We start from the raw sequence: 12,815 nt of genomic DNA, 5'->3' as shown, positions 1-12,815 counted from the left end.
CAACAAGGACGAAGAAGCCCCGATCTTCCAGGTGGCAGACTACGGCCTGGTGGCAGACCTGTTCGAAGCCGTACCGGCGCTGGAACAACAGCTCTAAGCTGAAACAGCCCTGCGGTAACCCAAAAGACCAGCCATCGTGCTGGTCTTTTTTATTGCAAAATGAAAGCATCCTCTTTGAAAATGATAAATATCTGACAAGGAGGTGTTGTATTGAAATGGCTGATTTTGAGCGTTAGTTGTCATTTGACAACTTTTTGTTGGCTTTCTAGACTAAAGAGGACATGATGTAATGACACGGAAGTCTCATCCTAATAAAGAAATACAGGCTGCATTACATTACGCTGAGGCACATGGATGGCATGTCATAACGGGTGGCAGTCATTGCCTGGGGCAAAATTTACTGTCCATACAATGCCAGTGATTGCCGTTGTGGCGAATTTTGTATTGCATCGATATGGAGTACACCTCGCAATCCACAGAACCATGCTCGCCAGATACAGCGTATCGTGGATCACTGCATTTACTCTTCAACCAGCAGAAAGAAAGGTTAACACCATGGCCGTGTTTGATTTTACGCTGAAGTTTGCACTACCTGAGCTGGAACAGGATGCGGCTGATTACATTGAACAGCTTGGTGCTGCGGGTTGTGATGATGCAATGATTGGTGTAGGGATAAAAGGCCGGATTGCTCTACAGTTCTCCCGAGAGGCTGACACAGCTTTTAATGCTGTGTTCTCGGCACTGGAAGATGTAAAGCAGGCCATCCCAGGTGTTAGGCTGACTGAAGCCACACCGGATCTGGTTGGTTTGTCAGACATTGCTATAGTGATGGGCGTTTCACGTCAGAGCATACGAAAACTCATGCTGGCACACAGCCAGTCTTTTCCTGCACCGATCCATTCCGGATCAACAGCCATCTGGCACTTATCCAGCGTTTTACAATGGTTTCAGGAAAAGCAGAACAAAAGGGTCGAACAACCAATTCAGGATATAGCTCAGGCAACCATGCAATTGAATATTGCCCGTGAAATGACACAGTTGGATCCTGGTTTGCAGAGCAGACTATTGGAGCTGGCTCGTTAGATCGCAGTAAATCCTTATCGGATAGTGGCATTTTATGCTACCCTCGCGCCCTTTCCCTGATGACTGCCGGATACGCCCTTGACTGCCTTTGACACCCTGCCGCTGCGCCCTGAACTGCTGAGCAACCTGAACACCCTCGGTTACACCAGCATGACGCCGATTCAGGCAGAAGCCTTGCCATCTGTGTTGCAGGGTAAGGATGTGATTGCTCAGGCGAAGACAGGTTCCGGTAAAACAGCCGCCTTTGGACTGGGGTTGTTGCACAGGCTGGAAGTGGAACGTTTCTGCATCCAGTCGCTGGTGCTTTGCCCAACCCGTGAGCTGGCCGATCAGGTGGCCGGTGAAATCCGTCGCCTGGCGCGGGGTATGCACAACGTCAAGGTGCTGACCCTTTGTGGTGGTCAGCCGTTTGGTCCGCAAGCACAATCTCTGGAGCACGGTGCTCACATTATTGTGGGTACACCGGGGCGGATCGATGACCACCTGCGCAAGGGCAACCTGCAACTGGCTCAGGTCAATCTGCTGGTACTGGATGAAGCCGACCGCATGCTCGACATGGGTTTTCAGGACACTCTGGATGCCATCGTTGAGCAGTTGCCGAAAGCACGTCAGACGCTGCTGTTCAGTGCCACCTTCCCGGAAAAGATTGCCAGTCTCTCCGCGCGACTGCTACGTGAGCCAGAGCGCATCACTGTGGAAAGCGCCCACGATGCCAGCAGCATTCGTCAGCACTTCTATCGCCTGCAGAGTGAAAAACAGCGTCTGGATGCCCTGCAGCTGCTGTTGCTGCACTTTGCACCTGTTTCCAGCGTGGTGTTCTGCACGACCCGCAAGGAAACCCAGGAGGTGGCCGATGCCCTCAGTCGGGCTGGATTCAGTGCTCAGGCTCTGCACGGCGACATGGAACAGAAAGACCGTGATCAGACCCTGATTCAGTTTGCCAATAAAAGCATCAGCCTTCTGGTGGCCACCGACGTGGCCGCACGTGGGCTCGACATTGCCGCACTGGATGCCGTGTTCAACTACCAGCTGTCGCTGGACCCGGAAGTGCATGTACACCGTGTCGGCCGAACCGGACGGGCAGGGGAACAGGGTGTTGCCTGCACCCTGTTCAGTGATGCTGAAAGCTTCCGGCTGGATGCCCTGAGTGACTACCTGCAACAGCCGATCATTCCGGAAGACCTGCCGGAACCCTCTGCGCTGCATACCCACCCGGCACCGGCAGCCATGCAAACCCTGCTGATTGATGGTGGTAAAAAAGACAAACTGCGTCCTGGCGACATCCTGGGTGCACTGACCGCGAGCCAACAGCTTCAGGGCGATCAGATCGGCAAGATCCAGGTCACTGACCGCCGCTCTTTTGTGGCAGTGGAACGCAAACTGGCAAAAACGGCACTGCAACTCCTGACCGAAGGCAAACTCAAGGGCAGAAACTTCCGTGCCCGCCTGCTGAAAAATTAAGCAGGTAGTAATCACCTAATACCACTGCCCAGAAACCCTGTGGCAGGCTTGATCCGGGTAGAACAACAACAGGAGACCCGGACATGAGCAAGAAAATTCTGATGATCACAGGCGACTTCACCGAAGACTACGAAACCATGGTGCCGTTTCAGGCATTGCAGGCGTTCGGACACCAGGTGCACGCCGTCTGCCCCGACAAAAAGGCCGGCGACAGCGTAGCCACCGCCATTCATGACTTTGAAGGCGACCAGACCTACAGCGAAAAACCCGGCCATCGCTTCACCCTCAACGCCAGCTTCAGTGACATCAAGGCCAGTGACTATGATGCACTAGTGATCCCCGGTGGTCGTGCACCGGAATACCTGCGCCTCAACCCGGATGTGATCCGCATGGTGCAACACTTCTTTGAAGCCGACAAACCCGTGGCCGCCATCTGTCATGGTGCACAATTGCTGGCAGCTGCTAAAGTTCTGGAAGGAAAACACTGCTCGGCCTATCCGGCCTGCCGCCCGGAAGTGGAACTCAGTGGTGCCCGTTATGCCGATATCGCCGTCGACAAGGCCGTCACCGATGGCAAACTGGTCACCGCACCGGCCTGGCCAGCGCATCCGGACTGGCTGGCGCAGTTCCAGCAACTGCTGCAATAACCTGCACAACAGGAGGGGTGTCATGTGTCAGCTCTTCATCAATGCCGACCCGGAACTCTGGAAAAGCGCAACCCACTCATTGCGCATTGACGGCATGGTCACCAGCATTCGCATGGAAAATGCCTTCTGGCACATTCTGGAAAACATTGCCCAGCGCGATGGCATGAACACCCCTCAACTCATCACCCGCCTGTACCACGAATCCATAGATGTCGGGCACGACCTTGGCAACTTCACCTCCTTCCTGCGCGTCTGTGCCCTGCGCTACCTCAACCTGCAACTTCAGGGTGAAATCCCCACCGACAAAGGCATTACCATCGCCTCACTCAATGCCTCAGACATCCTGCAGCGGGAAAGAAACCGAAAACATCATTGATTGAAGAGAAAGACTGCAACTTTTTTATGCATTAAGTCACAGGTTCACATCCATGCTCTTGTGTAATATCCGAACTATTTTGATCTGATGGCTGTTGATTTGCTGGAAAAATATGATGTGGCTACCTTGCGGAAATTTGCGATAACTCTGGCGAATTTCATCACATGACTTCCCGATATCAGGATTTTCTGCCAACAGCCAGAAAGTGTCATCAAGTTGTTTTAAATAAGCGTTTCTCTGGTCTTTACCCCAGCGGCGCTGAGTGAACAGAGCTATTTCCCGTAAGTCGTTTTGGGCTGCTTGTGTCAGCACAAAAGGCTTCATCTCATAGCTTCACTATCAAGTTCATTGATGAAACTATTCAGGTCGTAGTCAGCCACTCCACTCTGTTCACCTTCAACAAGCAGTCGTCTGAGTGTTTCCAGTCTGGCTTCCTGGTTTTCAAGTAAACGCAGAGCCGAGCGGATAACTTCACTTGTGGAACCGTAACGGCCACTTTGTACTTGCTGGGTAACAAAGCTTTCGAAGTGATCGCCAAGAGTAATGCTAGTGTTTTTAGCCATGCTTTATACCTGCATTGATACCGTCATATATTATATATTGGTATCTGTAGGTATTTTGGTCAAGAAACAGAGCCTGTTGTTGGGTGCCATACACCTTGACCGGCGTGGTAGATTGTTGTTTTTGCTGACATCAACAGGATGCATTCATGCCTCTGGCCTTGCCGCCCGCCTGGGAAATCAGGCTCAACAAGCTCACCATGAAAAGTGCTTTTGCACATCAGTTGCTGGCCTTGATTTTTATGCCTTTTCTTGCCCGCAGCAGGTTGAAGGTGAATTACGATCCGGCTGATTTTTACGCCTACCTGCCCAGAAACCGCTTTAACACCAACTGGTATGGCAGCCAGTCGGGTGCAGCCATTCTGGCTCACAGTGAGCTGGCGGCAGGTGCTTGTGTATTCATGTTGACCCAGGGTGAGTACCGGATGGTGTGCACCCATCTGGAATATAACTTTTTGCTGCCAAGCACTGATCCGGTGATTTACAAGGTGGAGCTGGACCAGGTAGAGCTTGAAAAGAAGCGGGCGGCCGGTGGCAAGTTCATGGTGGACCTGACCATCAAGGTGTATCGGGCCACTTCAAAAACCACCACGGGCAAACGCATCGGTTCGGGCAAGATCGGTTTTAAGGTCTGGCCGGTCGGGGAGTGAAGGTGCCTAAGTCACTGTTGTATGCCTTTTATCTGGCCTCATCCTGGCTGTGGTGCATTGGTGCTTTTCTGCCGATGCTGCTGCTGCGGGATTATGGCTGGATCAGCCTGGCTGTTTTTGCCCTGTCCAATGTGCTGGGAGCGGCTGCATTCGGCTGGGTGATGAACCAACAACGCCAGCAGGTCTTTCTGGCATCCCATTCTTTGATGCTGAAGTTGTTTTCACGGGTCACCCTTGCGTTTCAGCTGTTTTTTGTCGTCTGGATCAGTGCATTGCTGGGTTGGTGGCTGTTGTTGGTGATGCTGGCGCTGGTGGTGATGTTTTATCGGGCAGATCGGCTGATCACCTGGGTGGCAACCGGGGTGTTTCTGCTGTCGATGCTGCTGGCAGGCCAGTATCTGACGAGCGGCCCTGAACTGCCGTCCGGGGTGTTGCAACCCGGCTGGTGGCATACTCTTTTGCCCTTGGCTCTGGGATTTATCCTGTCACCTTATCTGGATTTAACCTTTCACCGTGCCTGGCAGCAGAGCCCGAATCCTCGCTTGAGCTTTGGGTTGGGGTTTGGGGTGTTTTTTCTGGTGCTGCTGGTTTTTGTGCTGTTTTACAGCCGTGATCTGGCCCGTCTGGTGGCTGGAGAGCCGGTTTCGGTTGGTGTTGTCTGGCCGCTGGTGGCTTTTATTATCCTGCAAACAGCTTTCACTACGGCGCTGCACCTGAAGGAGTCACAATGCCTGCAAGCGGCTTCCTGGCGCGTAAGTCTGGGACTGGGTGGTTTTTATCTGCTACTGCTGATCGGTTTGCTGAATTTTGGAGTGCTGGTGGTGGTGCCCTGGCTTGACCTGCCGCTGACCGAACTGATCTACAAGACGTTTTTGTTGTTTTACGGCCTGGTGGTTCCCTTGTACCTGCTACTGGGAAAAAACCGCCTGTATTTCTGGATCAGCCTGCTGTTCACCGTACCGATTTACAGCCTGGGGTTTCTGCTGGGTGGTGATTTTCTCTGGTTACTCACGATCAGTCTGGCTGGAGTGGTTTTAATGAACTATAAACAGATGCACTGGCTGAAACGAGGTTGAGAATGCCGCTGATAGCAAACACCCCCGAACCCCCTTATTACGCAGTGATTTTCACCTCCCTGAGAACAGAAGGGGACAAGGGTTATGATGCCATGTCCAGAAAAATGGTGGCTCTGGCAGCGGAGCAACCCGGTTTTCTGGGTTTTGAGTCAGCCCGTGAAGGGGTGGGTATCACTGTTTCCTACTGGTCTGATCTTGAGTCGATTCAGCGCTGGAAAGCCAATGCTGAGCATCAGGTGGCTCAGCAAATGGGGCATCAGGTCTGGTATTCCAGCTTCAAGACCAGAATTGCAAAAGTTGAACGGGATTATGGTGCCACGACATGAAGCCCCGTATTTCTGTGATTACCCTTGGGGTGGATGAATGGATGGCTCAGGCAGAGGTTGCCGGAGCAGTGGTGGTGAAACTGCCGCATGAAACCTTCTGGGGAGATATTTCCAGGATCCTGACGGGCATCTGTGGGAAGTGGTCTGGAATCCCATGCTTTTGCCTGATAATTCACGCATGGATTTGAGCAGAAAGTAATCATTCAGGAAAACCGAAGTGAATTCAATGAAAGGCAAGGACTTGAGATTTTTTTGAGTGGGGTGTCGTACAGACGCGTTTGCATCTGATATTGAAACTGGTGGCTTATCCGTCTTGCACGGATCGTTATCAGGAGAAAGATCATGAATGCATACCTTCATCACGTATCCGGTTTTTTTGCCCAGCGCGAAGAAGCTGAAAGCACACTCGCCACTCTTGTCAGCCAGGGTTTGCCCCGCGTACAAATGAAAATCTTTGTCACCGGTTCCACTTCCTCTTCTCCGGCAGAGGAAGTGAAGAGTGATGGTGCACTGCAGGACATGTTGGTGGATGGAGCAATTGGTACTGCAGTGGGCACTGGCGTTGGCGCACTCGGTAGTGTTGCCCTGGCAGCGACAAGTTTGACGCTGTTTGTTGCCAGTCCGGTAGTTGCGCCTTTGATGTTACTGGGCTGGGGGGCAAGTATTGGTGGTCTGATCGGGGTTGCAGCGGGTGCCACGGCAGGTGAAGGCAATAAAAAAGGCTGGTTTTCAGATCTGGTTGCTGATGCCATTGCCAATGGTCATGTTGTGCTGGTGGTGGAAACCCGAAACGAGCAAGAAGCCATCACTGCACGGACAGTGATCCAGGCTTCGGTTGGTGAATACAAAGAGGCACAAGCAATGGCTTAATAATGCCTTTGCTGATTACAACAGCGTAATGGAATGGGCGAATGAGAAGTACTTTGCGTGAAAAAATAATCACAGTCTGTGATAAAAAAATAGTGGCTAAAGGTGAATCAGTTGGTGTTTCCTTTTACGCATTTTTTGCCAATAAAAATGATAACCCTGAGCTATTGATGGAAGCTGCAACCTGGTGGATAAAAACCCATAAGCTAGATCACTTTGAAAAGGCCTTGAAAATCAAAAGTATGGTTGAGGCGGAGCTTTGAAGGAGCTTTTTATGCTGCAGAAACTGGAATTGAAGGTGCCGCCCGTGGCGGTTTGGTTGGTTTTTGCCCTGTTGATCTGGCTGGTTTCACAGGTTTTGCCCTTGTTGCAACTGACGTTTCGTGGTCATCAGGGGCTGGCGGTATTGTTGTTTGTGGTTGGTGGTGTCATTGCCCTGATGGGTGTGCTGGAGTTCCGTCGGGCACAGACCACAGTGAACCCCTTGCTGCCACATCAGGCCAGCTGTGTGGTTAATTCAGGAATTTTTAAATACACCCGCAATCCCATGTATCTGGGCATGGCTGTGTCTCTGCTGGGTGTTGCTGCCTGGTGGTCGGTGCTGAGTGGTTACCTGTTGATCCCAGTGTTTTGCCAGTATCTGAGCCGCTTTCAGATCCATCCCGAAGAGCAGGCGCTGCTGAAATTGTTTGGTGCTCCTTTTGCTGACTACATGCACCGGGTGCGCCGCTGGTTGTAGCCAGGTCAGTGGCTCGGTAAAAACCTCAGTTGTTCGAGCATCTGGTGAAACAGTGGCAGGTGTTGTTCTGCCAGGGGTTCCAGGGTGGCTACGTTGATCAGGTAGAAGTTGCGATAACCGCTGCGGATGAATACCTGCAGCAGGTGAAAGTAATGATCATCGTCGGCTTGCCAGCGATAATCCAGCAGTTGGTAGTCGGCAGCATCTTGCAGTTGATCCACGCGCTCGTCCACCATGCGCTGCAACCAGCCATCGCTGTAGTCCTGGGGTTCGGCCAGGGTGATGCTGAAGGTGGGTTGGTAACCGGCATGATCGGCTGATGCCGGGCCGTAAAATCACAGGGTTTCCGGTTTTTCTTCGATGGGTGTCCAGCCTTCCGGCAGCCAGGCTGAAAGCCTTGTGGTGCTGTGGGTCAGATGACCTGTTTCAGGGCGAGTGTGGCTGGTCGGTCTTCTGACAGCAGGATCAGGCGCAGGCTGTCCAGGATGCCCTGAAAGATGGGCTGGTACTCATCAGCACGCTGCAAGGGTGCGCGGCAATGGATGGAAAACAGCAGGTCGTCCTGTTGCATATAGGCAACTGGCTATTAATACATACTGTTTATATTGTCAGTATTCGCTGACTTCTGCTTTCAAAGCGGGTTGTTGTCAGGAAACTTTGCATCAATCAACAGGTTGCGTGGTGTCAGCTGGCGGTCGCAGAAGGTGCCAAGCCTGACCTGATAACCTGTTTCCTGCAAGGCCAGTACATAATCCAGTACCAGCCAGAGTTCCAGCGGACGACGAAACAGGTGGCGCAGCAGTTCATGGCGCTGCACCTGTTGCAGGCGTTTTTTGCCATACGCCAGCCAGTTTTGTTCATCAATGACTGTGGGCAGTTCCAGTTGTTTTTCATTGGCTGCCCAGCGGCAAAAATCAGTGAAACTGCCTTGCAGCAGGGTAGGTGAAACCGAAGGCAGTGGCAGGTAGCGATCCTGCCCACGCAGCTGGCGTTGCAGGCCATCAAAAGCCAGTCGCCAGAGATTCAGTTGATGGCGCTGACGGGTGACACGCTCCGGTGCGGTGACGGTTTCCTGCACGGCCAGGCGTAACAACTGGCGATCCAATCCTTTCAGCAGGCTGTTCTGAGCCTGCCTGGAAAGTGGCTGCCATTGCGGCAGGCAGGTCAGGTGATAACAGCAGGGCGAAAAGCTCAGGCGTGGCAGGTGTTGGTTGATGGCCTGACGAATCAGCTGGCGGTGCAGGTCACCACAGGCATGCAAAGCGACTCCGTGGGGCTCCAACGGCCAGAAATCGCCCAGCTGCATGACATCCTGCTGCTTGATCTGTACCGCATCACCGGAAGCCCTGGCCAGCTGATTACCCTTCTGCACCAGGGCTTGATCCCATTCCAGCCCGGTAACGCTGCCGGGTGTGTGCGGGGCTGGGGTGTTGATTAAGGTACGCGCCAGATGACCACTGCCACAACACCAGTCAAACACCGAACTCTGCAGGGGCAGCAGGGCACCAACAAACGCACCGGCCTGTTGGCGTTTGCGCCCCGGCATGGCCTTGGCAAGGCTTTCCGGCAGACTGCAATCCGGGCCTTCCATTACGGGTACCGCCAGCAATGCCTGATACTGAGTCAGGCTGGGCAGCCACCTGCTCAAGGGGTCAATCAATGCATCCGGCTGTTGTTCATGCTGCTGGCAGCTGATGTCATCGAGTTGTTCCAGCCAGGCGGCCAGCGCCGGATGATGGTCAGCCCACTCCGGTTCGGGGGTGCTGAAAGGCTGGCTGTGCCACAACACCTGGTGTTGATGCAGCCAGGCATCCAGCTGTTCCCAGCGTTCTGCCCAGTCTGGTGTGATGGTGTTCATCAGAACTGGAAACGGCTCCACACCGGGGCATGGTCCGAGGGTTTGTCCATGCCGCGAATGTCATAGTCGATGCCGGTTTCCACACACAAGGGTGCCAGGGCTGTGCTGGCCAACAGCAGGTCAATGCGCAGACCACGTTTGGGATCGTCTTCAAAGCCCTTGCTGCGGTAATCAAACCAGCTGTAAAACTCAGTACTGTCTGGGTTTTGCTGGCGGTAGCTGTCGATCAGTCCCCAGTCCAGCAGGCGCTGCATCCATTCGCGTTCTTCCGGTTGGAAACTGGTTTTGCCGGTTTTTAACCAGCGCACCCGGTTGGCTTCACCGATACCAATGTCCAGATCAGTGGTGGAGATGTTGAAATCACCCACCACCAGCACCCGCTGCTCCGGTGTATAACTGCTTTCCAGCAATTGTTGCAGGTCGGCATAAAAGCGGCGTTTGGCCGGAAACTTCACTTCGTGCTTGATGCTTTCACCCTGGGGGAAATAACCGTTGATCAGGGTCAGCGGCTGGCCATCCGGGCAGGTGTGTTCGGTGATGATCAGGCGACGCTGAGCGGTTTCATCGTCTGTCGGGAAACCCTTTTGTACCCGCGTGGGTGCAACTCTGGAGAGGGTTGCCACGCCATAGTGGGTTTTCTGCCCGTGAAAATCGACGTGATACCCCAGGGCTTCAACGTCGGCCAGTGGAAAATCCGGATCGTTGACCTTGGTTTCCTGCAGGGCAATCACGTCCGGCTGGTGTTTGTTGATCAGTGCTTCGAGCTGGTGCAGGCGGGCGCGCAGGCTGTTGATGTTGAAGCTGATGATTTTCATGACTTGGCCTTGTAGCAAAAGCAAGGATTTTAGCAGCTTTGATCTGCTAGAATAGGGCGGATTTTTTTACGGGATTCACTCATTGCCTTTCGGGGAGCAACATGAGCATCAAATCGGATCACTGGATACGCAGGATGTCACGGGAAAAAGGCATGATCGAGCCTTTTGAAGCGGGTCAGGTGCGTGAAGCGGACGGCCACAAGATCATTTCCTACGGTACGTCCAGTTATGGTTATGACGTGCGTTGTGCCGATGAATTCAAGATCTTCACCAACATCAATTCCAGCATTGTTGATCCGAAGAATTTTGATGACAAAAGCTTTGTGGAAGTGAAGGGTGACCGCTGCATCATTCCACCCAATTCTTTTGCACTGGCGCGTACGGTGGAGTATTTCCGCATTCCTCGGGATGTGCTGGTGGTGTGTCTGGGCAAGAGCACCTATGCCCGTTGTGGCATCATTGTGAATGTCACCCCGCTGGAGCCTGAGTGGGAAGGGCATGTGACCCTGGAGTTTTCCAATACCACACCACTGCCGGCAGTGATTTATGCCAACGAGGGGGTGGCACAGATGCTGTTTTTTGGCGGTGATGAAATCTGTGATGTGTCTTACAAGGACCGGGGTGGCAAGTATCAGGGGCAGACCGGAGTGACGCTGCCGCGCACCTGATCGGAGCTGCCGGTAATATGGCCTGGCTGCTTTGTTGCTCTGATGCAGAAACAGAAAACCCGCCTGAGTCGGCGGGTTTTCTTATTGGCGCGGTTAACTCAGTTGCTGTTAATGGCCTGCCTGGGTGCTTCTTCCTGGGTTTCGCCCAGTTGCAGTACCCGCAGGGTGCGCTCACGCACGGTTTTCAGCAGTTCAGCATTGTCGATCAGTGATTGCTTGTAAGAAGGAATCATGCGACGAATGCGTTCGCTGCCTTCACCTTCCAGCAGTTGCGGCATGGCGCGTTCAATCACGCTCAGCATGGCCTGGGCGGCAGTGGAGGCACCTGGAGAGGCACCCAGCAGCGCAGAGATGGTCTTGTCGGAAGAAACAATCACCTCGGTACCAAACTCCAGCTTGCCACCGCCTTTTTCATCCTTCTTGATGATCTGTACACGCTGACCGGCAATGGACAGCTGCCAGTCGCTTTCTTTGGCATCCGGGAAGAACTTGCGCAGTGAGGCAACACGGGCTTCATGAGACTGCAGTGACTCGCTGATCAGGTAGCGGGTCAGATCCATGTTGTTGATGCCAACAGACATCAGTGGGCGCAGGTTGTTGGGGCGGATGGAGAAGGGCAGATCCAGGATGGAGCCCTTTTTCAGGAAGCGGGTGGTGAAACCGGCAAAGGGTCCGAACAGCAGGGCTTTTTTACCATTGATCACGCGGGTGTCCAGGTGCGGTACGGACATGGGCGGCGCGCCTAAAGGCGGCTTGCCATAGACCTTGGCGTGGTGCTGTTCGATGATTTCCGGCTTGTTGCAGATCAGCCACTGGCCGCTGACGGGGAAACCGCCGTAACCCTTGCCTTCACTGATGCCGGATTTCTGCAGCAGTGTCAGGGCGGCACCACCGGCACCGATAAATACAAAGCGGGCATTGATGCTCAGACGCTTGCCGTTATTGTGATCTTTCAGACTGACTTGCCAGCTCTTGTCTTTTTGCTGGTCAAGGTCTTCAACCTGGGTATTCAGGTAAAGATCAAAACCTTCCTGCTGTTGCAGGGTGCTGACCATGGCACGACTCAGTTCGCCGAAGTTGACGTCTGAGCCATAGGCTACACGGCTTGCAGCAACTTTTTCACCGGGCTTGCGGTTTTGCATCACCAGTGGCATCCACTGGTTGATGACAGCCGGGTCTTCGCTGTATTCCATGTCACTGAACAGGTGATGCTGGCGCAGTGTTTCATAACGCTTGCGCAGGAAATCAACGTTTTCATCGCCCCAGACAAAGCTGCAGTGTGGCGCTGTGTTGATGAAACGGGTAGGTTCTGGCAGAGCACCTTCTTCAACCAGGTAAGACCAGAGTTGCAGGCTGACCTCAAACGCTGAGTTGATGTTGAAGGCCTTGGTGGTATCAATGCTGCCATCCGCTTTGACTGGTGTGTAGTTCAGCTCGCAGTAGGCAGCATGACCGGTACCAGCATTGTTTAGGGCATCAGTGCTTTCCTGAGCGACCTGATCAAGGCGCTCAACCATCGCAATGGTAAGGGAGGGATCCAGTTGCTTCAGGAGGGTACCGAGTGTTGAGCTCATGGCTCCGGCACCAACCAGCAGCACATCCACTTTCTTTGCTGTCATCTAAATGTTACCCCGTCCAGTTTATTCTGGTCGCGATTATAGGTGGACCCCTGCGACAATCAATCCACCT

Annotated in this window: 19 protein-coding genes and 1 pseudogene; 13 read left to right on the top strand and 7 right to left on the bottom strand. The window is 53.3% G+C overall.

Annotated elements, in window-relative coordinates:
* The 5 genes and pseudogenes from BT114_RS15210 to BT114_RS14620 all read left to right on the top strand — a co-directional run.
* A pseudogene (locus BT114_RS15210) lies at nt 1–97 on the top strand (electron transfer flavoprotein subunit alpha/FixB family protein); the annotation flags it as partial.
* 314 nt (nt 98–411) lie between these two features.
* Nucleotides 412–1,083: a helix-turn-helix transcriptional regulator gene (locus BT114_RS14635; protein WP_245770460.1), complete on the top strand. Its 672-nt coding sequence runs from the start codon at nt 412–414 to the stop codon at nt 1,081–1,083.
* Between the two features lie 78 nt (nt 1,084–1,161).
* Complete coding sequence (gene dbpA, locus BT114_RS14630) at nt 1,162–2,544, top strand: ATP-dependent RNA helicase DbpA (RefSeq protein ID WP_245770459.1); 1,383 nt, start codon at nt 1,162–1,164, stop codon at nt 2,542–2,544.
* Nucleotides 2,545–2,627: 83 nt separating this feature from the next.
* Complete coding sequence (locus BT114_RS14625; protein ID WP_072327244.1) at nt 2,628–3,191, top strand: DJ-1/PfpI family protein; 564 nt, start codon at nt 2,628–2,630, stop codon at nt 3,189–3,191.
* A gap of 22 nt (nt 3,192–3,213) precedes the next feature.
* Nucleotides 3,214–3,567 carry a ribbon-helix-helix domain-containing protein gene (locus BT114_RS14620; protein ID WP_072327243.1) on the top strand — a complete coding sequence of 118 codons (354 nt, stop codon included), beginning with the start codon at nt 3,214–3,216 and terminating at the stop codon, nt 3,565–3,567.
* 36 nt (nt 3,568–3,603) lie between these two features.
* Here the strand turns inward: BT114_RS14620 and BT114_RS14615 are convergent, their stop codons facing one another.
* On the bottom strand, nt 3,604–3,891 hold the full coding sequence (locus tag BT114_RS14615; protein ID WP_072327242.1) for a type II toxin-antitoxin system RelE/ParE family toxin: 288 nt from the start codon (nt 3,889–3,891) through the stop codon (nt 3,604–3,606).
* Entirely contained in the window at nt 3,888–4,130 is a 243-nt protein-coding gene (locus BT114_RS14610; protein ID WP_072327241.1) for a type II toxin-antitoxin system ParD family antitoxin, read from the bottom strand. The genes BT114_RS14615 and BT114_RS14610 overlap by 4 nt, the downstream gene beginning before the upstream one ends.
* A 146-nt stretch (nt 4,131–4,276) precedes the next feature.
* On the opposite strand from BT114_RS14610, the gene BT114_RS14605 reads away from it, so the two are divergent.
* The 7 genes from BT114_RS14605 (at nt 4,277) to BT114_RS14575 (ending at nt 7,785) form a co-directional block, all read left to right on the top strand.
* The gene (locus BT114_RS14605) at nt 4,277–4,777 is read left to right on the top strand and encodes a hypothetical protein (RefSeq protein ID WP_072327240.1); all 501 of its coding nucleotides are present in this window, start codon (nt 4,277–4,279) and stop codon (nt 4,775–4,777) included.
* A 2-nt stretch (nt 4,778–4,779) separates the two neighbouring features.
* Entirely contained in the window at nt 4,780–5,853 is a 1,074-nt protein-coding gene (locus BT114_RS14600) for a hypothetical protein (RefSeq protein WP_072327251.1), read from the top strand.
* A 2-nt stretch (nt 5,854–5,855) separates the two neighbouring features.
* Nucleotides 5,856–6,179 (top strand): antibiotic biosynthesis monooxygenase family protein, encoded by a 324-nt coding sequence (locus BT114_RS14595; protein WP_072327239.1) that lies wholly within the window; start codon nt 5,856–5,858, stop codon nt 6,177–6,179.
* Entirely contained in the window at nt 6,176–6,367 is a 192-nt protein-coding gene (locus BT114_RS15005; protein ID WP_072327238.1) for a VOC family protein, read from the top strand. Before BT114_RS14595 ends, BT114_RS15005 begins: the two co-directional genes overlap by 4 nt.
* A 154-nt stretch (nt 6,368–6,521) precedes the next feature.
* Nucleotides 6,522–7,049, top strand: coding sequence for a hypothetical protein (locus BT114_RS14585; protein ID WP_072327237.1), 528 nt, complete (start codon nt 6,522–6,524; stop codon nt 7,047–7,049).
* Nucleotides 7,050–7,090: 41 nt separating this feature from the next.
* Nucleotides 7,091–7,309, top strand: a complete 219-nt coding sequence (locus BT114_RS14580) for a DUF6500 family protein (RefSeq protein ID WP_072327236.1) — start codon at nt 7,091–7,093, stop codon at nt 7,307–7,309.
* 11 nt (nt 7,310–7,320) lie between these two features.
* A complete protein-coding gene (locus tag BT114_RS14575) occupies nt 7,321–7,785 on the top strand; it encodes a methyltransferase family protein (protein ID WP_084662314.1) in 465 nt (154 codons plus the stop codon).
* Between the two features lie 5 nt (nt 7,786–7,790).
* Here the strand turns inward: BT114_RS14575 and BT114_RS14570 are convergent, their stop codons facing one another.
* The 4 genes from BT114_RS14570 to xthA all read right to left on the bottom strand — a co-directional run bounded on the left by BT114_RS14570 (nt 7,791) and on the right by xthA (nt 10,458).
* The gene (locus BT114_RS14570) at nt 7,791–8,021 is read right to left on the bottom strand and encodes a hypothetical protein (RefSeq protein WP_072327235.1); all 231 of its coding nucleotides are present in this window, start codon (nt 8,019–8,021) and stop codon (nt 7,791–7,793) included.
* 176 nt (nt 8,022–8,197) lie between these two features.
* Entirely contained in the window at nt 8,198–8,356 is a 159-nt protein-coding gene (locus BT114_RS15000; RefSeq protein WP_177247108.1) for a hypothetical protein, read from the bottom strand.
* A 60-nt stretch (nt 8,357–8,416) separates the two neighbouring features.
* Complete coding sequence (locus BT114_RS14565) at nt 8,417–9,643, bottom strand: methyltransferase (RefSeq protein WP_072327234.1); 1,227 nt, start codon at nt 9,641–9,643, stop codon at nt 8,417–8,419.
* A complete protein-coding gene (gene xthA, locus BT114_RS14560) occupies nt 9,643–10,458 on the bottom strand; it encodes an exodeoxyribonuclease III (protein WP_072327233.1) in 816 nt (271 codons plus the stop codon). The genes BT114_RS14565 and xthA overlap by 1 nt, the downstream gene beginning before the upstream one ends.
* Before the next feature lie 101 nt (nt 10,459–10,559).
* On the opposite strand from xthA, the gene dcd reads away from it, so the two are divergent.
* Nucleotides 10,560–11,126, top strand: coding sequence for a dCTP deaminase (gene dcd, locus BT114_RS14555; protein ID WP_072327232.1), 567 nt, complete (start codon nt 10,560–10,562; stop codon nt 11,124–11,126).
* A 98-nt stretch (nt 11,127–11,224) separates the two neighbouring features.
* On the opposite strand, the gene mqo is transcribed toward dcd, so the two are convergent.
* Nucleotides 11,225–12,745, bottom strand: coding sequence for a malate dehydrogenase (quinone) (gene mqo / locus BT114_RS14550; protein ID WP_072327231.1), 1,521 nt, complete (start codon nt 12,743–12,745; stop codon nt 11,225–11,227).
* Nucleotides 12,746–12,815: the final 70 nt, after the last annotated feature.

Source organism: Marinospirillum alkaliphilum DSM 21637, assembly GCF_900119735.1.
Classification (GTDB): domain Bacteria; phylum Pseudomonadota; class Gammaproteobacteria; order Pseudomonadales; family Halomonadaceae; genus Marinospirillum; species Marinospirillum alkaliphilum.
The sequence above is the reverse complement of the archived record's forward strand: the minus strand, read 5'-3'. Positions and strand labels throughout refer to the sequence as shown.

Excerpts from the sequence above, each read along its gene's own strand:
- BT114_RS14635 (WP_245770460.1), top strand. The coding sequence starts at position 412 with ATGCCAGTGATTGCCGTTGTGGCGAATTTTGTATTGCATCGATATGGA.
- BT114_RS14625 (WP_072327244.1), top strand. The coding sequence starts at position 2,628 with ATGAGCAAGAAAATTCTGATGATCACAGGCGACTTCACCGAAGACTAC.
- BT114_RS14620 (WP_072327243.1), top strand. The coding sequence starts at position 3,214 with ATGTGTCAGCTCTTCATCAATGCCGACCCGGAACTCTGGAAAAGCGCA.
- BT114_RS14615 (WP_072327242.1), bottom strand. The coding sequence starts at position 3,891 with ATGAAGCCTTTTGTGCTGACACAAGCAGCCCAAAACGACTTACGGGAA.
- BT114_RS14610 (WP_072327241.1), bottom strand. The coding sequence starts at position 4,130 with ATGGCTAAAAACACTAGCATTACTCTTGGCGATCACTTCGAAAGCTTT.
- BT114_RS14605 (WP_072327240.1), top strand. The coding sequence starts at position 4,277 with ATGCCTCTGGCCTTGCCGCCCGCCTGGGAAATCAGGCTCAACAAGCTC.
- BT114_RS14595 (WP_072327239.1), top strand. The coding sequence starts at position 5,856 with ATGCCGCTGATAGCAAACACCCCCGAACCCCCTTATTACGCAGTGATT.
- BT114_RS15005 (WP_072327238.1), top strand. The coding sequence starts at position 6,176 with ATGAAGCCCCGTATTTCTGTGATTACCCTTGGGGTGGATGAATGGATG.
- BT114_RS14585 (WP_072327237.1), top strand. The coding sequence starts at position 6,522 with ATGAATGCATACCTTCATCACGTATCCGGTTTTTTTGCCCAGCGCGAA.
- BT114_RS14580 (WP_072327236.1), top strand. The coding sequence starts at position 7,091 with ATGAGAAGTACTTTGCGTGAAAAAATAATCACAGTCTGTGATAAAAAA.
- BT114_RS14575 (WP_084662314.1), top strand. The coding sequence starts at position 7,321 with ATGCTGCAGAAACTGGAATTGAAGGTGCCGCCCGTGGCGGTTTGGTTG.
- BT114_RS14570 (WP_072327235.1), bottom strand. The coding sequence starts at position 8,021 with ATGGTGGACGAGCGCGTGGATCAACTGCAAGATGCTGCCGACTACCAA.
- BT114_RS15000 (WP_177247108.1), bottom strand. The coding sequence starts at position 8,356 with ATGCAACAGGACGACCTGCTGTTTTCCATCCATTGCCGCGCACCCTTG.
- BT114_RS14565 (WP_072327234.1), bottom strand. The coding sequence starts at position 9,643 with ATGAACACCATCACACCAGACTGGGCAGAACGCTGGGAACAGCTGGAT.
- xthA (WP_072327233.1), bottom strand. The coding sequence starts at position 10,458 with ATGAAAATCATCAGCTTCAACATCAACAGCCTGCGCGCCCGCCTGCAC.
- dcd (WP_072327232.1), top strand. The coding sequence starts at position 10,560 with ATGAGCATCAAATCGGATCACTGGATACGCAGGATGTCACGGGAAAAA.
- mqo (WP_072327231.1), bottom strand. The coding sequence starts at position 12,745 with ATGACAGCAAAGAAAGTGGATGTGCTGCTGGTTGGTGCCGGAGCCATG.